Origin of the sequence: uncultured Parasphingorhabdus sp. (assembly GCF_963975555.1) — a bacterium.
Classification (GTDB): domain Bacteria; phylum Pseudomonadota; class Alphaproteobacteria; order Sphingomonadales; family Sphingomonadaceae; genus Parasphingorhabdus.
Window position 1 is genome coordinate 233,208 of sequence record NZ_CAXBHH010000003.1, and the last position, 16,490, is coordinate 249,697.

Genomic DNA, 16,490 nt, shown 5'->3' on the forward strand with positions numbered 1-16,490 from the left:
TTGGAATAAACAAACCGGGAAAGATGATGTCGGTAGTAGCAATATACAGCATGAAAGGCGGCGTCGGCAAAAGCTGTACTGCGGTAAACCTGGCATGGAATAGCGCTGTTGGCAGTTCCCGGCGGACGTTGCTCTGGGATCTCGACCCGCAAGGCGCCGCTTCGTTCATATTGAACGGTGACCATGTGGAGAAAGATCGGGCACGCGCGATGATCGCCGGCAATATAAAGCCAGCCAAGCTGATCAAACATACCGGGATTGAAAATCTGGATCTTCTGGCCGCCGACGTTTCGCTGCGCAGTCTTGACCAGCTGTTTTTCCAGATCGGCAAAAAGCGACATCTCGGCAAGCTGCTCAAGGAACTGGGCAAGGCCTATGACCGGATCATCCTCGACTGCCCACCTGGCCTGTCGGAGACCAGTGAACAGATTCTGCGCAATGCGGATATTGTGATTGTTCCGACCATTCCGTCGCCGCTCTCGGAACGAGCGCTCAGCGATGTGCAGATATTCCTCAACAGCGCCGGAAAAAAACATGCTCCCTTGCTACCGGTGTACACAATGGTCGATCGGCGGAGAACCATCCATAACGAGGGCTTGCTCAACAAGCCGGAATGGCCGGTCATCCCGATGTCGAGCGCCGTTGAGCATATGACGAAATTGCGAAAGCCGATCGGCAGTTTCGCACCACGCAGCCCTGCCGCCCAGGCTTATGCCAGAATTTGGCGAGGAATTGAAAAGCGGTTGGCGAAAAAATAGACGGGTCGCGTAGGCCTATGCAGATTTTCTGCTATATTCCAGCTGCTCGCCATCGAATGTGTCAAACAATATCCGCGCATCTTCGGCGACCATCGGCCGGCCAAAATAATAGCCCTGGATCTTGGTACAGCCCAATTGTTTGATCATCTGCACTTCTTCCTCTGTCTCGGCGCCTTCGGCGGTCGTTGACATGCCCAGGGCATCCGCCATCGCCACCACAGCACGGATGATGGCAAGGCTCTCCGGTGCCTTTTTCGCAGCGCCCTGAACAAAACTGCGATCGACCTTGATCGTCGTGAAACGCGTTTTGCGTAAATAGCCGAGTGAGCTATAGCCAGTCCCGAAATCATCGAGCGACAGGTTGATCCCCAGCGCAATGATCTGATCCAGCATTTCTGCCGCCCCGGTACCCTCGCGCATGAAAATGCTCTCGGTCACTTCGATCTCCAGACGATGCGGAGGAAGTCCGCTATCCTCGAGCGCTGACACAATGGTCGAAAGGAAATTGACCTCGGTCAACTGGTCTGCGGAAACATTGACGGCAACCTTGACGGCAGAGGGCCAGTTCATCGCTTCCTGGCATGCTGTACGCAGGACCCATTCACCGATCGGAACAATCAACCGTGCTTCCTCGGCCAGTGGCACGAATTTCGCGGGCGATACAATTCCGAATTGCGGGCTGGTCCAGCGCAGAAGCGCCTCAAAACCGACGACGCTGCCCGAGTCAGCGCTGACCACCGGTTGGTAGTTCAACGACAGTTCGCCTTTCTCTAGCGCCTTGCGCAGGGCGATTTCCATCACTCGCCGCTCTTCGGCTTGTACATGCAGTTTCGGCTCATATTGATTATAGGCGCCGCCGCCCTGATCTTTCGATCGATAAAGGGCGAGATCTGCGCTTCGCATCAGCATTTCGACCGTGCGTCCGTCTCGCGGACCGATTGCCGTCCCTACGCTGGCTCCGATGTAGAGCGTATGCTGGTCGATTTCATAAATTTGCGACAATCTGTCGATGATCCGCTGAGCAAGGGCTTCCACATAATCCAGATCGGTAGCGTCTTTGATCACGATCGCAAATTCATCGCCGCCCAGACGACAACAAAGTTCGTTGTCGGTCATAAGTGACCGCAGCCGATCCGACACACGGGTTAACAGGCGATCGCCCACGGGATGTCCAAGCGTGTCATTCACCGCCTTGAAACGATCAAGATCGATCATCATAAAGCCGCAGCGACCGCTCCATTTTTCCGACGCCTGCAATGCCTTGCCGAGAGCTTCGGTCAGCTGCAGACGATTTGGCAAACGGGTCAGCGTATCAAATCTGGCCATATGCGATATTTTGTCCGCTGATTCGCGTTGCTGGGTGATATCCGACCCGACACCGCGAAATCCGTGGAACACGCCGCTATCATCGAGCTTCGGAGAAGCGGACAATTCCCACCAGCGATTTTCGCCGTTGATCTGGACCGGCACCAGCAGATTGCTGAAACTGTCACGCCGTTTCAGCTTGTCCGCCAGGTCGTGCAAGGCGCTTGAAAATTTTCCGCTCTCCCAGGATTCTCCGGCGACAAGCTGCAGGAACGGCTTGCCTTCGATCGCGTCTGCAGGCTGGCCGACGGCATGGGCAAATCGCGGCGAGACATGCGTCATCCGACGCGATGTATCTGTCTGCCACAGCCAGTCGGCTCCGGTGTCCTCGAATTCCTTGAGCAAAAGGCTGACCACTTCACTTTTTTCGTTCAGACTCGCTTCCGCGACCTTTCGGTCGATGAAGGAACGTCCGGTCATCAGACAGGCAGAGATCAACAGAACGCCGATCGCCCCCGACACAAATGCCAGTTCGAAACTGTCGCCATGCAACCAGCCGAAGATCATCGCCGCGCTGGACGAGGAGATGAACAGGATGCTGCACAGCGGGATCGCCGAGAACATTATCGCCGACCCCACCATCAGACAGATGATCATGGCCCAAAGCGGGACCAGGGTCGCGAAATCGGTATTAAATGCGAACAGCAGAAACGCGCTGCCCCAGATCAAGCCGCCAGCGAGGGAAAGCAGATGAACCATCGCGGTCTCGCCACGATCGATGGACCTTCGCTGCCACGTCGACTGTTTGCGGTACAATATATGGGAATAGACATATAATCCGCACAATGCCGTCAGCCAGAGGCCGAGGTACAGGCTGTTGATCAGACCCGCGCCCCATTGCAGCGTCAACAAACCGCACACGATCGCCGAAATGATTTTCAGAAAGCTATGCTGGTGAATGCCGTTAAACTGCAACGCACGAATCCGGCCCCACTCGACCCCTTCGGGATCAGTCAGGCCAAGTAAAACGCTCAGCGGGATTTCCCGCGGCAAACCGGATTGAGAGAGAATTTTTTGCACACATCGCCATTAAGCCTAAAATCTTAGCGAAACGTAAGCATGCGACCGAATTTTCGTACAAATTCTGAGGAACAGAAGTTCGTCCCGGTCAGGCTGCAACCGCATAAGGTTGAATGTCACCGGAAAGATAGAGATTCCGGGCCTTTGCCCGGCTTAATTTGCCCGAGCTGGTACGCGGCAATGTCCTTGGCGGCACCAGTTCGATCACACAATTCATCCCCGTGATCGCTCTGACCTTTTCCTTGATCTCGTTCCTCAGCCGCAAACGCTCGATTTCATCCGAGGTCCGGCATTGTACAAGCACAGCGGGGGTTTCTTCTCCGCCCGGCGTGGTGATGGCAAAGGCGGCAATGTCGCCAGCCTTGAAGCCGGGCAATTGTTCCACCGCCCATTCGATATCCTGCGGCCAGTGATTTTTGCCGTTGATGATGATCATATCCTTGGCGCGACCGACGATATAGAGATAGCCATTGGACAGATATCCCATGTCACCGGTGTCGAGCCAGCCGTCCACCAGACAGGCATCGGTCGCTTCCTGATCGCCATAATAGCATTCCATCACCGCCGGGCCCTGCATCCAGACCTTGCCAACGGTTTTCTCCGCCAGCACATTCCCGTTTTCTTCGCGGATTTCCAGCAATGTATCGCGCACAGGCTTGCCGCAGTTGACGATCGCGCGGAAGCGTTTCGGACGACTGCCGTCGCTCTGCTTCTCGCCGGACAGCTCGGTTTCTTCCACCAGTTCCACTTCCATGCCTTCGCCCGATGGCATCAATGTCACGGCAAGCGTTGCTTCTGCGAGACCGTAGCTCGGCAGGAAAGCCTTGGCATCAAATCCCGCCGACGCGAAAGCGTCGGTGAACCGCTGCATCACATCGGGCCGGATCATGTCGGCACCATTGCCCGCCAGTCGCCAGCGCGACAGATCGAACCGTTCTTCCACGTTGGACTGGCTGCCAATCCGTCGCGCGCAAATGTCATAGCCGAAGGTCGGCGAGAAACTGCAGGACGTTCCGGGATTGCGGGTAATCAGGTCAAGCCAGGACAACGGCCGCCGCGCGAAATCCGAGGTTTTGAGATAATCGGTGGAAACCTGGTTTGCGACCATCGACAGGAAACAGCCAACCAGACCCATGTCGTGATAGAAAGGCAGCCAGGAAATGCAGCGATCGGTGTCGTTAATCAGCATGCCATGCGCATGCGAGCCCAGATTATGCAGCAACGCCTTGTGCGAGACCGCAACACCGTGCGGGAAGCGGGTCGAGCCGCTGGAATATTGCAGATAGGCAATATCGCCGCTGTCGGCTTCGGGCAATTGCGTATCCGGCGCATCCTGCTCGGCAAATTTATCCCAGCCGAAAGCCGGAATATTCCGCGACTGGCCAGCTGCCTCCGCCAATTCCGATATCTCGTCCGGAAACAGCAAAAGCGCCGGCGTACAGCTGTCCAGTTGCACACCGATCTGTTCGATATAGCTTTCCTTGCCGCCAAAGGATGTCGGCAATGGTAAGGGCACCGGCAATGCACCGGCATAGACAGCACCGAAGAACAGCGCACAAAATTGAGGTTCGGTGTCGGCTATCAGCGCGACCCGGTCGCCCGGCTTGATGCCGGATGCGATCAGCCGTTTTGCGGACGCCAGAGCATCTTCACGCAATTCGCTGAACGGATAGGCCCGGACAAGCGCAGCACGGGCGTCGTGAAAATTGAAACCCTTTTGTCCTTGCGCCGCATAATCCAGAGCACCTCCCAGCGTGTCAAAATCCGAGAAACGGCGGGGAAGCTCATCCAGGGTCGGCGTTGCTGTCAATTCGGTCATCCAATATCCATTTCCGGAAGGTCCAGCCTTCCTAAAAACCAATCTTCTTCATTCGGCAAGGGAATCCGGTCTGTATTTCGACCGCCCTCTAGACTCATCTAACTATGTCATTGATGACCTCTGGCGTTTAAATTTCGGCCCGACTGTGGCACAAAAAGGGCAAACGTCAAACCAGAAGGCCAAGCCGTTGAAAAACAGCGTTAAAACGTTAAATGGGGAGAGCTTGAATCGGCTCGCTATACGCTATGTCGAACGATATGCAACGAGCCGGAAAAAACTGGCGGTATATCTGCAGCGAAAAATAGGCGAAAGGGAATGGCAAGATGCCGATCCACCCGCTGTCGAGGAACTGGTCGAGCGGATGGCTTCGCTGGGTTATATTGATGATGCATTATACGCACAAAACAAGGCTTCTGCCCTCAACCGGCGTGGCTATGGCACCCGCCGTGTTGCGCACGCCCTGTATCAGGCAGGTATCGGTGAGGCAGACGGACGTGAAGCCTTCCAGATCAGTGAATCAAACAGCTGGATGGCTGCGGATAAATTTGCCCGCAAGCGGCGGATCGGTCCCTATGCCGAAACCCAGCAGGAAGCGGATAAATGCCGCAAGCAATTGCAGGCTTTCCTGAGGGCCGGCCATGATTTCGACGTCGCATCCCGCTTTGTCTTTGCCAAGCCAGGCGAAGATATAACACCGGAAGATTAGCCGGAGCCAGACGCCTGGACTGGTATGTCAAAGCTGGAGAATCGCCAGGTCCGGATTATTATGATATATTCTCTGTGATATAAGCCGGACACCGAGTCGAAAAGTCAGTAGACTCTATGATTTAGCTTAGTTTTGTTCGGAGATGCATTGTGGCAAGCTTATTTGCGGAACCAGCCCCTGCGGATTTTTACAGAGCCCACACCAGCGACGATGATCATCCATCGCCCGATGTGAAAGTGCTGCGCACCAAGGGCCGCGTAAAATGGTTCGACTGTCATCGCGGGTTCGGCTTCATCGTTCCCGAGAAAGACGATTCTGACGAGAACGATGCTGGTGACAATCGCTCATCCCAATCGGATATATTGATTCACTGGAGCCTCCTCGAACCCCTGGGCACACGGGAATTGCCCGAGATGGCAACGGTCACCTGTGAATATGTGCTTGCCCCCAAGGGACTGCAGGCAACAAAAATTCTCGACATCGACCTGTCCACTTGCACGGCAGAATATGGCCAGCCAGCGGTATCAGGCGCGCCACAGCCGATACATGCTGTAGATGACGATCAAGCCCCGTTCACCGATGCAGAAGTAAAATGGTTTAATCGCGCCAAAGGCTACGGTTTTCTCGTCAGCCGTGAATTTGGCGGCGATATTTTCCTGCATATGGAAACGCTCCGCGACGCGGGGATTGTCGAAGTCGTTCCGGGCCAGCAATTACGGGCCCGCATAAAAGATGGTGGCCGCGGCCATATGGCTGTCCAAGTCTGCCTATCGCCCCCAGCCTGAAGAAGAAAATCACCCAAATGAACAATATACCTAAGGCGATCCCGCTCTCCCTGATGCTGTTGTCCGCCTTCAACCTGTCGGGTTGCAATGCCCAACCTGGTGAAGCCACTACGAATAACCAGCAAAGCGCATTGCCGCTCTCCGAGGCCGGACTCAAGCAGGTGCCGCTCAGCGTCCAGACGTCGGATGCGTCTCATGCCTTTATCGTCGAAGTCGCGGAAACCAGCGCTCAGCAGGCTCGGGGCCTGATGTTCCGGACCAAATTGGTGGCCGACAAAGGCATGATTTTCCCTTTCCCAGAAGATCGCGTCGCCAGTTTCTGGATGAAGAATACTGTCATTTCCCTCGATATTATATTCATCCGCAGGGATGGAACAATCGAATCGATTGCGGCCAATACCACCCCCTATTCGCTCGATCCGGTTCTCTCCAACGAACCGATTGCCACCGTGTTTGAAATAGCGGCCGGCCGGGCGGCAGAACTGGGTATCGAACCCGGTGACATCGTCACCTGGCAGTGATCCTGTTCCCATCCGCAAACATCCATCCGATTTGACATTTTTTCATTGCGGAGCGCGTACCTGCAGGGCTAAGCGGACGGCATGAGCATATTGGCGAAAATATTCACTTGGTGGGACGGCGCGACTATCGGCACGGCCCTGTTCAGTGCCCGCAATGGCGAAGGCGTCGGCGAAGATGTCTTTGGCAATAAATATTTCCAGTCAAAAAAAGAAAGCTCCGGCCATCCTGCCAGACGGCGCTGGGTCATCTACAATGGCGCCAATGATGCCAGCCGCGTGCCACCCGAATGGCATGGTTGGCTCCACAACAGCTATGACGAGATCCCCGAAAGCCATCTGCCGCAGGCCCGCATCTGGGAAAAGGAACCCAGCGGCAATCTGACCGGCACGGCGCAAGCCTATCGTCCTGCAGGTGCACTGGAAGAAGGCGGCCACCGCGCGGCAGCGACCGGAGATTATGAATCCTGGAACCCCGCCGAAGCGGAATGACAGGCATGGCACGCCACTCAATATTGTTCCCGATTCTGGCAACGATCCTGCTGTCCGGCTGTGGCTGGTTCGGCGGCGATAATGTCGAGGAAAATGCAACCGGCCAGGCAGCCGAAAAAGCCGAGGCGGCTGCGGCGAGCGATAATGATCTGGTCGCATCGGTGACCGATCAGATCGGAACACCGATGGCGGAGCGCGTCGCCACACTCGGTTTCCTGAACAAACGTAACGGCCTTACCCGGGATCTCGAACTGCGGCCCGGTCAGTCGATCCGCATCGGACGGGCGATCGTCCGCTTGCGTGCGTGCGAGAAAACCGCACCCTGGGAACTGACGCCCGAACAAGGTGCCTTCGTCCAGCTTCTGGTCAACGAGCGCCCCTCCAATCGGTCGGGTGAAGATCAATGGAAACGGGTTTTCTCCGGCTGGCTGTTTCGCGAATCACCGTCGCTGAATGTTGTCGAACACCCGATCTATGATGTCTGGGTCAAAAGCTGCGCAATGAGCTTCCCGGGTGAAGAGGATGCGCCCGGAGATTCGGTCAATCCGACGGCACCGAGAACGTCCTCGTCCAATCTCGCCAACAGCACATCCAGCGCGCCGAATGAAACCGTGCCGGAAACCGCTGCGCCAGCAGTGGCGCCGTCCGTTAGACCGGCCCCTGCCGCTCCCGCCACCGGATCTGCTCCAGCAGCGAACAGACCGCCAGCAGATGTTATCGGTGATCTCATCGCCGAATCCGAAGACGGCACATAGGCTCGAACTTTTTTCAGGCTTTCCACATATTCATCCTGACTGATTTCGATCGCACCCAATGATGCCAGATGGTCCGTCATGAACTGACAATCGAGCAGACAAAAATCTCCGGTTTTGAGACGGGCTACGAGCCAGGCCAATGCCACTTTTGAGGCATCGCGGGTCCGGGAAAACATGCTTTCCCCACAAAAAGCCCCGCCGATTGCCACGCCATAGAGTCCCCCGACGAGCCTGTCCTCGCCCGTCGCATCATCCGCCTGCCAGCATTCGACGCTATGCGCAAAGCCCAGCCGGTGCAGGCTGTTAAATGCTTCCTCGATTTCGGCATTTATCCACGTTTCCTTGCGATCCGATGCTTCCGCGGCACAAATTGCGATCACGTCGGCAAAGGCCGTATCGGTGCTGACCCGGAAACGGTCGGACCTGATGGTTTTGCGGAGGGAGCGCGACATCTGGAAATTATCGAGCGGTATGATCGCCCTCGCTTTCGGTTCCACCCAGAAAGTGTCCGGATTATCACGCGCATCCGCCATCGGGAATATGCCCGAAGCATAAGCTTTCAGCAGCAGGTCGAGATCAATGGCCATGAATATCAGATAACCTTATCAGCCCCGTTCGGACAATTGGAAAGTGGCACAGATTGCGATCCGTCACGTGGACATCAATACCCGGGCCTCGTCAGCAATTTTCTCCGCAATTGCCGCATATTCGCTGGCGAAGCCGGCATTGGTGCGCCAGGCGGCACCAATGCTGCGGGTTACCGACCAGCCTTCGACATCAAGCAACGCGACATCACCACCGCGTGACAGCTCCGAACGAACATAGAGTTCCGGCAATATAGCCAGCCCCAGACCCGAAGCGACCATTTGTCGAACGCTATCGAGACTGGTCCCTTCATAATCGCGCAACAGGTTCATGTCATGCTGCTGGCACTGGCGCACCACATCGCGATGGAGGTGATGCCGCCGGTCCAGACTCAGCACCGGCAATCCCGCCAGATCGGAAAGCACCAGATTCTTTCTCGATGCGAGCGGATGATCCGGCGGCGCAACCAGAATGAGCGGTTCCCGGAACAGCGGTTCGATGTGCAGATTTTCGCCCTCGATCGGCAAGGGTCCCAGCAGCATATCGATCGAACCCTTGGTCAGTTCCATCGCCTGCAGATCGGGTATCCCTTCGCGCATATAGAAGCGCAGGTCCGGACGGCTGCGGTGCAGCGCCGCGATCACCGGTGGCATCAGATAAGGACCAAGCGTCGGCGAAACCCCGAACCGCAAAATTCCCGCGAGACTGTCGCTTGCCCGTTCCGCCAGATCGCGAATATCCTTCACTTCGACCAGCACATGACGCGCGCGCGCGGCAATCTCCCGACCGACTGGCGTGAGCTCTGCGCCATGGGTGCGCCGCTCGACCAATGTCACACCGAGTCTTTGTTCAAGGGCACGCAACTGATGGCTCAGAGTTGGTTGCGAGGCTCCGGCCGCCTGAGCGGCTTTGCCAAAATGGCCATGGTCGGCGACCGCCACGAGATATTCAAATTGGCGCAAAGTCGGCATAGCGCTGTCACTCCATCCAATAGAAGAAATCTATCGCTTTTTATGATTTCATTCGATTGGAGTTATCACGCGATTTTCTTCATATCAACCATATCGCAGCCAAAGAGCGATAAAAAGAGGATATATCGTGGAAGAATATAGCAACAGCCCGTTTCGAAAGCGCCGCAAGCCGGGCAACCGGGTCACGGCTGGCCATGACAATGACGAAAAAATGCACGCGCTGAAAATGCTGCAGCGCAGCCTGGCCGAACGCATCCGCGAGCATCAACAGGGTCCAGCGAACCGAAGCACCTAGATCAGTTTCCCTTTCCCCCGACAACTGGGGCGGCAGCACACCCCCCGAGCGCTGGCCGCCCCTCTTTTTCAGAAAGAGGAGGATGTTCCGATGGTGAAAAAAACGCGCGCAGCCCTGCAGGAATTTATCAGGCAGGAAACCAGCGCAGGCATCATATTATTCTGCGCTGCAGTGGCCGCAATGGTCGCCATCAACAGCGCGCTCAATCCTTATTACCTCGCCTTCCTCAACATCCCGGTTGCCGTGCAATTTGGTGCTCTGGAAATTGCCAAGCCGTTGTCGCTGTGGATCAACGACGGTCTGATGGCGATCTTCTTCTTTCTGGTCGGACTGGAAGTGAAGCGCGAGCTGCTCGAGGGGCAGCTATCCACTATCGAGCAAGCCTCGCTCCCTGTCGTTGCAGCGATCGGCGGCATGGCCGTCCCGGCTCTGATATTCCTCTATTTCAACTGGTCGGTGCCGGAGAATATCAATGGCTGGGCGATACCGGCAGCAACCGACATCGCCTTCGCGCTCGGCGTGCTCGCCTTGCTCGGAAAACATGCGCCGCTGTCCCTGAAAATCCTGCTGCTGGCGATCGCGATTATCGACGATATCGGCGCGATCATCATTATCGCTTTCTTCTACACCGCAGAAGTATCGACCTTCTCGCTATTGCTCGCTGGTGGCGCAACCGTAATCCTGTTCGCGATGAACCGGCTGGGTGTGATTCGGACCGCACCCTATATATTGGTCGGCACATTCTTGTGGATATGCGTCCTGAAATCTGGCGTCCATGCGACCCTCGCCGGCGTGATCGCAGCGCTGGCGATACCGCTCAACGCCAAGGACGGCAGTTCTCCGCTCAAACATCTCGAACATTTTCTGCATCCCTGGACATCCTTTCTGGTGCTGCCCTTGTTCGCCTTCGCCAATGCCGGTGTGTCGCTTGCCGGACTGAGACCGGCTGATCTAATGGCACCACTGGCGCTCGGCATCGCCGCCGGACTGGTCGTCGGCAAGCAGGTCGGCGTTTTCGGCTTCATGTATCTGGCGACCAGAATAGGTCTGGTGAAGCGGCCGGACGGAGTCACCTGGCTGCAACTTTATGGTCTCGCCTGCCTGACCGGTATCGGCTTCACGATGAGTCTGTTCATCGGCAATCTCGCCTTTGTCGATCCCGACCAGATCGAAACGGTCAAGCTGGGCGTGATCAGCGGTTCGCTGATTTCCGGACTACTCGGTTTCTGCCTGCTGCGGCTCCTGTCATCGTCAGGCCGTGACCATCGCAATATGGCATCTGACGGCGGGAAAATTCCTACCCGATAATGACCAATCGAATCTGTCGGCATTCGCCGCAAAGCGTGATAGAGCGCAGTGATGAAACGGCAACTCTATCTGCTAGCCGGACTGGCTTCGCTGGCACTGGGCAGCATCGGCATTCTGTTGCCACTGCTACCGACGGTGCCCTTCATGATCCTTGCGGCCTTCTGCTTCGCCAATAGTTCACCGCGGCTCGAAGCATGGCTGGTCGAACATCGAATCTTCGGCGCTCATATCAAGAACTGGCGCGACCGGAGAGCGATCACCCGGCGCGGCAAATGGTCGGCGACCGTCGCGTTCGCGGTCAGTTGTGTGATCGCGCTGCTCTTCGTCAAACTGCCCTGGAACCTGATTCCAATTGCTGCGGCGGTCATTAGTGGTAGCTGGATATGGACCCGAAACGAGCCTGATTCGGAAAAATCACCGCAGCGCGCGTCTGCCCATAAAGAATAGTTTTAGCTGAGCGCGAATCTGATATTCTCTTCCGGAATTTAGGAGAGAAATATGTCGCGGCAGCAATTGTTGGAAATGACCCGTTCACTCGTTGAGCATGGCAAGGCGGATACAATGGAACTGGTAGACGAAGTCGTCTCGGTGCCGGCATCCGACTATACCGACGAAGCGCGATATGAACGCGAGAAGAATCTGATCTTCAAACGATTGCCACTCATGATGGCGCCATCCTGTGAACTTCCCGAGCCAGGCTGCTACAAGGCGATGGAAGTCGCCGGCATTCCGGTACTGATGACACGGCAGAAGGACGGCACCGCTCAGGCTTTCCTGAATAGCTGCACCCATCGTGGTAACCCGGTGGCGCAAGGCACCGGCAAGGCATCGCGTTTCACCTGCGGCTATCATGGCTGGACCTTCAAGAATAATGGCGACCTGCTGGCGATTGCTTCCCCGAAAGATTTCGGCACGGTGGACAAGGCATCTTTCTGCCTGCAGAAATTCCCGACGCTGGAGCGGGCCGGTCTGATCTGGGCAACGCTCGACCCGGACAGCACGCTCGATATCGAATCCTATCTTTGCGGCTATGACAGCCTGCTCGAACATTTTGGCTTCGACGGCTGGCATCTGTTTGATCAGCGGACAATTCCGGGACCGAACTGGAAGACCGCCTATGACGGCTATCTCGACTTCTATCATCTGCCCGTCCTGCACAAGGACACGTTCGGTGCCGATTTCTTCAACCGCGCAAATTATTTCGCCTGGGGTCCGCATCAGCGCATCTCCTCGCCGTCGAAATTCATCCAGAAAACCGGCAGCGACGAGAAGCTCGATCTCACCGAGATGGATGAAAAAGACTGGCCGATCGACGCACTGCTGCAGGGCGTCTGGACGATCTTCCCGCATATCTCGATCGCCAGCTTCTATGGCGGCGGCGGACGCGGCGCGCTGATATCACAGCTGTTCCCCGGCAAGACCGTTGGCGAAAGCTTCACCACACAATTTTACGTGATGGAACATGAACCGACCGATGACGCGGTGCGGCAAGGTGCACGGGAGCAGTTCGATTTTCTCGAAGTCGTGGTTGCCGAAGAAGATTATAAGACCGGAAAACGCCAGCATGAATCGCTGCAATCGGGGCTTATCGACAAGGTCTGGTTCGGTCGCAACGAAGGCGGCGGACAGGTGTTCCACCAATGGGTCGACCGTTTGACCAAAGCGGATGATGCCGAACTGAACCGGATTTTTGCGCCGCAGTTGCAAGCGGCCGAGTAAGCCGCATCAGGCCCCGGTTCAGACGTTTCGATATTCCCTGACCGGGGGCAGCGCCTCTTTCCATTTGGGTTGCTCAGCGCGCAGCTTTTCGAGCATTTTTTCCCAATAGGCATCGGTCTTCCCTTTGAACCGGATATCGAAGTCTTCCTCGGTTCTGAATTCGAGCAGCTCGACGCCTTGGTCGCCGATCGTATAGGTATAAGGCGTACCGGCGGGCAGGAAAAAGCCGTCGCCGGCGGCCATTTCTTCCGTACCCATCCGGATATCGCCGCTGATCAGATAATAGAGGCAGTCGCTGTCATGGCTATGCAGCGGTAACGGATAACCGGGTTTGAACCAGACATAATGGAGCGAAAAACCAAAGCCGCTGAACAGGCATTTCAGCACGGCGCCGTCCCCAATGCCCGCTTCGCCAAGCTTGGCCGCGCCGTCCAGGATCACCGGATCGTCATCGGCATAGGTCATATGACCCGCCTCATCGAGATTAGGCGCATCCTTGCCCCTGAAGATTCGCAGGACTTTCAGAGGCTCAGGCTTTTTCGGATTAAGGGCGCCAGCGTCTTTCATATATTCCTCCGGACGAGATTGGATCAGCAACCTAGCAGCACATGCGTCCTCGGGAAAAGCAGATAAAATGCAGGGAGCGTCTCATTTAGGCGGATATTTCCCGACATAATGGTTCAGAACAGCCAGGTTGAGCAGCTTTTTAAAAGCACAGCCCATGCCGTTCTTGCTATGCTGGACGACTTCAGCCTCAAGCGCGCCGAGCCCCGGTAGCGTCAGCCAGCACAAGGTGCCCGGAGCCGTTTCCAGCAAAGCGTCACAGGCGAATCCGGCGAGCGACATATCCGTCACTTCCACCGGAAAGCTGCTCGAGCAGGAAAACCGCATCCTCGCCGGAATCGAAAGCCGCTGGCGCGGAGAACATCGATCTTCGGCAGACGCGGTAGCATAAGACATGTGCTGATCGTCGTCATTTGCCACAGCCGAAGGCATGTGGATTGTCGAGTCTGGCATTTCAGTCTCCTGAGCGTGGTCCTCGCTTCGGCGATGCCGCCTTGGCCGCTGCCCCATCAGCGACAGCCCTACCTATCCGTATATTAGTGAACTCTGCCTTTCTCCTCGGGGTAAACAGGTCGGCATAATTGCTTAACCATCTTTGCATTTGCCATGTTCGGCTACAATCACGCTTGCCGAAATCATCGGGGGACGCTAAGGCGCGCGAACCGGCTGTTTCGCAAGGGCGATACGGCCCGTACAGGAGTGTAGCTCAGTTGGTAGAGCATCGGTCTCCAAAACCGAGGGCCCACGGTTCGAGTCCGTGCACTCCTGCCATTTTTTCCATCAACATACTGAATTCTTCATGCCCCAGTTTATTTCCGCCATCAGCCTGATTGTTCCCGACTATGATCAGGGACTCGAATTTTATATCGGCCTGATGGGGTTTGAACTGATCGAAGACACGCCACTGGACGAGGACAAGCGCTGGGTGCTGGTCGCCCCGCCCGGCAGCACCGAAACCCGGCTATTGCTCGCGCGTGCAACCAACGAGGCTCAGGAAGAAGTGATCGGTGAACAGGCCGGTGACCGGGTCTTCCTGTTTCTGGAAACCTATGATTTCGACGGTGATTTCGCGATCATGCAACGCGCCGGCATCGATTTTCTCGAAGAACCTCGTGAGGAAATCTACGGCAAGGTCGTCAAGTGGCGCGATCCGTTCGGAAACAAATGGGACCTCATCGAACGCTATTGAGGCCTATCGCTCGATATCGAGAGCGCCTGCGATCATACCCCATATCTGATGCGTGAGCTTCGCCGGATCCGGCCGCGGCCGCATGCCCATGGCGTGCATGATCCCGCTGCGTATCGCGCCGGTAATGGCGGCCCCTGCTATGGTCGGATCAATATGGGAACCGATATCACCGCGCTTGATCCCGGACCTGATGTTGCGAATCGCCATCTCGACCATTTCTTCGTGACGCGCGGCTTCGACCGCTGCGACCTGATTGGTATGGGCCATTTTTCCAAGGATGACCGGAGCCATCGGGTCATTGTAGAGAAATTCTGCAGCGGCCATTAGCCGGCGCTTCTCGCGCACGCGCCATGTGATATCCGGATCGATATACTGGTTCACGACATGGTTGTAGCGATCGTAAAAGGCATCGATGATCGCGCCGAGCATGCCGGATTTGGAACCGAAATAATGATAAGCGAGGCCGACTGAAACGCCGGCCTTCTCGGCTACCTGCCCCATTTCAAGCGCGCCGTCACCATCGCGCAAAATCTCTTCGGCGGCGGCCAATATTCTGGCCGCGCGCAATATCTTGTGATCGGAATTTTCGGCGGATTTACTCTGAACGGCGATTATCTGACTCCTTGACCATTTTGCTCCTCCCTCCCTAGCGCCTAATTGAATTGAATTCAATTCAATTAGGCGCTAGGAAGAATGCTCAACGTCGAATCAAGGAGCGGGCAGATGAATGTTGAAAGCAGGATCGAAACATCCGAGGTGGATCTGGATACCTATCTGCACGGTCGCAGCTTCGCAGACGCCTGGGACCAGTTTCAGGAAGAGGGCTATGTCATCTTCCCCGGGGTCCTCACCCCGGACCAACTCGAACAACAGCGTGCCGCCCTCAAACCGTGGATCGATGCCGACATCCGTGGCCGCAACAATTTCGAAGGTTCGCAATCGAATCGCATTTACGGGATGCTCGACAAGGATCCGGTATTTGCCGACCTGATATCCCATCCGCTGCAACTGGCCTTTGCCGAACGGGAACTGGGTGAAAGCTGCCTGCTCTACGCCTGCCTCGCGATCAACCTGCATCCCGGAGAAACCGTCCAGCCCTGGCATTTTGATGACAGCCATTGTGGTCTGGCCAGGCCACGCGACCCGCTTAGCCTGTCGACCTTCTGGTCGATCAGCGAAACCACCGAGACAAATGGCGCTACTGAAATCATCCCGCGCAGCCACAAATGGGGCGATGAACAACCGAGCGGTGCCAATCGCGGCTCCGATTTCAAAACGGGTTTCACGGACAAAAAGGACGGCGGCAAGGATGACCATCCCGACATGATGAAGGCGACCATGCCGGCCGGATCGCTGATGATCGCCAAGGGAACTTTATGGCATCGCGGCGGCGGCAATGACTCCGATGCCCATCGCCTGATCGTGACACCGCAATTCTGCAAGGGCTGGTGCCGGCCGCTGGAGCAGCAATTGCTCGCCGTATCTCCCGAAAAAGTAGCGCGGCTCCCGAAACGGGTGCAGGAACTGCTGGGTTACAATATCCACCCACCGTTCATGGGCTATGTCGACGGCATGCACCCGAGCCGGAAATTGTCGGCCCAAAGCGACTGACAGCTGATACTATAGCGCAATTCATCTGTT

18 protein-coding genes, 1 tRNA gene and 1 pseudogene are annotated in these 16,490 nt (G+C 56.3%); 13 read left to right on the forward strand and 7 right to left on the reverse strand.

The genetic code is table 11. The features are described 5' to 3' along the window. Nucleotides 1-26 precede the first annotated feature (26 nt). Complete coding sequence (locus tag AAC060_RS09150) at nucleotides 27-758, forward strand: ParA family protein (RefSeq protein WP_339825261.1); 732 nt, start codon at nucleotides 27-29, stop codon at nucleotides 756-758. Nucleotides 759-773: 15 nt separating this feature from the next. Here AAC060_RS09150 and AAC060_RS09155 read toward each other — a convergent pair whose 3' ends face one another. Both AAC060_RS09155 and AAC060_RS09160 read right to left on the reverse strand, forming a co-directional pair. Further along, nucleotides 774-3,143, reverse strand: a complete 2,370-nt coding sequence (locus AAC060_RS09155; protein WP_339825263.1) for an EAL domain-containing protein — start codon at nucleotides 3,141-3,143, stop codon at nucleotides 774-776. 88 nt (nucleotides 3,144-3,231) lie between these two features. After that, nucleotides 3,232-4,962, reverse strand: a complete 1,731-nt coding sequence (locus AAC060_RS09160; RefSeq protein ID WP_339825266.1) for a fatty acyl-AMP ligase — start codon at nucleotides 4,960-4,962, stop codon at nucleotides 3,232-3,234. Between the two features lie 223 nt (nucleotides 4,963-5,185). On the opposite strand from AAC060_RS09160, the gene AAC060_RS09165 reads away from it, so the two are divergent. The 5 genes and pseudogenes from AAC060_RS09165 to AAC060_RS09185 form a co-directional block, all read left to right on the forward strand. After that, complete coding sequence (locus tag AAC060_RS09165; protein WP_339825268.1) at nucleotides 5,186-5,668, forward strand: regulatory protein RecX; 483 nt, start codon at nucleotides 5,186-5,188, stop codon at nucleotides 5,666-5,668. A 149-nt stretch (nucleotides 5,669-5,817) separates the two neighbouring features. Next, a complete protein-coding gene (locus AAC060_RS09170; RefSeq protein ID WP_339825271.1) occupies nucleotides 5,818-6,453 on the forward strand; it encodes a cold shock domain-containing protein in 636 nt (211 codons plus the stop codon). A 17-nt stretch (nucleotides 6,454-6,470) separates the two neighbouring features. Then, the gene (locus AAC060_RS09175) at nucleotides 6,471-6,974 is read left to right on the forward strand and encodes a DUF192 domain-containing protein (RefSeq protein WP_339825273.1); all 504 of its coding nucleotides are present in this window, start codon (nucleotides 6,471-6,473) and stop codon (nucleotides 6,972-6,974) included. Between the two features lie 81 nt (nucleotides 6,975-7,055). Continuing rightward, nucleotides 7,056-7,463, forward strand: a complete 408-nt coding sequence (locus AAC060_RS09180; RefSeq protein ID WP_339825275.1) for an NADH:ubiquinone oxidoreductase subunit NDUFA12 — start codon at nucleotides 7,056-7,058, stop codon at nucleotides 7,461-7,463. Between the two features lie 185 nt (nucleotides 7,464-7,648). Continuing rightward, nucleotides 7,649-7,900, forward strand: a pseudogene (locus tag AAC060_RS09185) (DUF2155 domain-containing protein); the annotation flags it as partial. A 35-nt stretch (nucleotides 7,901-7,935) separates the two neighbouring features. On the opposite strand, the gene aat reads toward AAC060_RS09185, so the two are convergent. After that, entirely contained in the window at nucleotides 7,936-8,805 is an 870-nt protein-coding gene (gene aat / locus AAC060_RS09190; RefSeq protein ID WP_339825277.1) for a leucyl/phenylalanyl-tRNA--protein transferase, read from the reverse strand. A gap of 63 nt (nucleotides 8,806-8,868) precedes the next feature. Then, on the reverse strand, nucleotides 8,869-9,774 hold the full coding sequence (locus AAC060_RS09195; protein WP_339825279.1) for a hydrogen peroxide-inducible genes activator: 906 nt from the start codon (nucleotides 9,772-9,774) through the stop codon (nucleotides 8,869-8,871). Nucleotides 9,775-9,901: 127 nt separating this feature from the next. On the opposite strand from AAC060_RS09195, the gene AAC060_RS09200 reads away from it, so the two are divergent. From AAC060_RS09200 to AAC060_RS09215, 4 genes are all read left to right on the forward strand, one after another. Beyond that, on the forward strand, nucleotides 9,902-10,069 hold the full coding sequence (locus AAC060_RS09200; RefSeq protein WP_339825281.1) for a hypothetical protein: 168 nt from the start codon (nucleotides 9,902-9,904) through the stop codon (nucleotides 10,067-10,069). Between the two features lie 90 nt (nucleotides 10,070-10,159). Next, the gene (gene nhaA, locus AAC060_RS09205) at nucleotides 10,160-11,377 is read left to right on the forward strand and encodes a Na+/H+ antiporter NhaA (RefSeq protein WP_339825283.1); all 1,218 of its coding nucleotides are present in this window, start codon (nucleotides 10,160-10,162) and stop codon (nucleotides 11,375-11,377) included. 51 nt (nucleotides 11,378-11,428) lie between these two features. Continuing rightward, entirely contained in the window at nucleotides 11,429-11,824 is a 396-nt protein-coding gene (locus AAC060_RS09210; protein WP_339825285.1) for a YbaN family protein, read from the forward strand. Between the two features lie 51 nt (nucleotides 11,825-11,875). After that, nucleotides 11,876-13,096, forward strand: a complete 1,221-nt coding sequence (locus tag AAC060_RS09215) for an aromatic ring-hydroxylating dioxygenase subunit alpha (RefSeq protein WP_339825287.1) — start codon at nucleotides 11,876-11,878, stop codon at nucleotides 13,094-13,096. A gap of 18 nt (nucleotides 13,097-13,114) precedes the next feature. On the opposite strand, the gene AAC060_RS09220 is transcribed toward AAC060_RS09215, so the two are convergent. Together AAC060_RS09220 and AAC060_RS09225 are read right to left on the reverse strand one after the other, a co-directional pair. Next, on the reverse strand, nucleotides 13,115-13,663 hold the full coding sequence (locus AAC060_RS09220) for a cupin domain-containing protein (RefSeq protein WP_339825290.1): 549 nt from the start codon (nucleotides 13,661-13,663) through the stop codon (nucleotides 13,115-13,117). 81 nt (nucleotides 13,664-13,744) lie between these two features. Further along, nucleotides 13,745-14,113: a PilZ domain-containing protein gene (locus tag AAC060_RS09225; protein ID WP_339825293.1), complete on the reverse strand. Its 369-nt coding sequence runs from the start codon at nucleotides 14,111-14,113 to the stop codon at nucleotides 13,745-13,747. 242 nt (nucleotides 14,114-14,355) lie between these two features. On the opposite strand from AAC060_RS09225, the gene AAC060_RS09230 reads away from it, so the two are divergent. Both AAC060_RS09230 and AAC060_RS09235 read left to right on the forward strand, forming a co-directional pair. Continuing rightward, nucleotides 14,356-14,431: transfer RNA gene (locus tag AAC060_RS09230), tRNA-Trp, on the forward strand. 28 nt (nucleotides 14,432-14,459) lie between these two features. After that, nucleotides 14,460-14,849 carry a VOC family protein gene (locus AAC060_RS09235; RefSeq protein WP_339689013.1) on the forward strand — a complete coding sequence of 130 codons (390 nt, stop codon included), beginning with the start codon at nucleotides 14,460-14,462 and terminating at the stop codon, nucleotides 14,847-14,849. A gap of 3 nt (nucleotides 14,850-14,852) precedes the next feature. Here the strand turns inward: AAC060_RS09235 and AAC060_RS09240 are convergent, their stop codons facing one another. Further along, nucleotides 14,853-15,398, reverse strand: a complete 546-nt coding sequence (locus AAC060_RS09240) for a TetR/AcrR family transcriptional regulator (RefSeq protein ID WP_339825296.1) — start codon at nucleotides 15,396-15,398, stop codon at nucleotides 14,853-14,855. A gap of 174 nt (nucleotides 15,399-15,572) precedes the next feature. Between AAC060_RS09240 and AAC060_RS09245 the strand changes: the two genes are divergently transcribed. Next, nucleotides 15,573-16,460 carry a phytanoyl-CoA dioxygenase family protein gene (locus AAC060_RS09245; RefSeq protein ID WP_339825299.1) on the forward strand — a complete coding sequence of 296 codons (888 nt, stop codon included), beginning with the start codon at nucleotides 15,573-15,575 and terminating at the stop codon, nucleotides 16,458-16,460. Nucleotides 16,461-16,490: the final 30 nt, after the last annotated feature.

Coding starts and splice junctions, on each gene's coding strand:
- AAC060_RS09150 (WP_339825261.1), top strand. CDS start 27: ATGTCGGTAGTAGCAATATACAGCATGAAAGGCGGCGTCGGCAAAAGC.
- AAC060_RS09160 (WP_339825266.1), bottom strand. CDS start 4,962: ATGACCGAATTGACAGCAACGCCGACCCTGGATGAGCTTCCCCGCCGT.
- AAC060_RS09175 (WP_339825273.1), top strand. CDS start 6,471: ATGAACAATATACCTAAGGCGATCCCGCTCTCCCTGATGCTGTTGTCC.
- AAC060_RS09180 (WP_339825275.1), top strand. CDS start 7,056: ATGAGCATATTGGCGAAAATATTCACTTGGTGGGACGGCGCGACTATC.
- aat (WP_339825277.1), bottom strand. CDS start 8,805: ATGGCCATTGATCTCGACCTGCTGCTGAAAGCTTATGCTTCGGGCATA.
- AAC060_RS09195 (WP_339825279.1), bottom strand. CDS start 9,774: ATGCCGACTTTGCGCCAATTTGAATATCTCGTGGCGGTCGCCGACCAT.
- nhaA (WP_339825283.1), top strand. CDS start 10,160: ATGGTGAAAAAAACGCGCGCAGCCCTGCAGGAATTTATCAGGCAGGAA.
- AAC060_RS09210 (WP_339825285.1), top strand. CDS start 11,429: ATGAAACGGCAACTCTATCTGCTAGCCGGACTGGCTTCGCTGGCACTG.
- AAC060_RS09215 (WP_339825287.1), top strand. CDS start 11,876: ATGTCGCGGCAGCAATTGTTGGAAATGACCCGTTCACTCGTTGAGCAT.
- AAC060_RS09220 (WP_339825290.1), bottom strand. CDS start 13,663: ATGAAAGACGCTGGCGCCCTTAATCCGAAAAAGCCTGAGCCTCTGAAA.
- AAC060_RS09225 (WP_339825293.1), bottom strand. CDS start 14,113: ATGCCAGACTCGACAATCCACATGCCTTCGGCTGTGGCAAATGACGAC.
- AAC060_RS09235 (WP_339689013.1), top strand. CDS start 14,460: ATGCCCCAGTTTATTTCCGCCATCAGCCTGATTGTTCCCGACTATGAT.
- AAC060_RS09245 (WP_339825299.1), top strand. CDS start 15,573: ATGAATGTTGAAAGCAGGATCGAAACATCCGAGGTGGATCTGGATACC.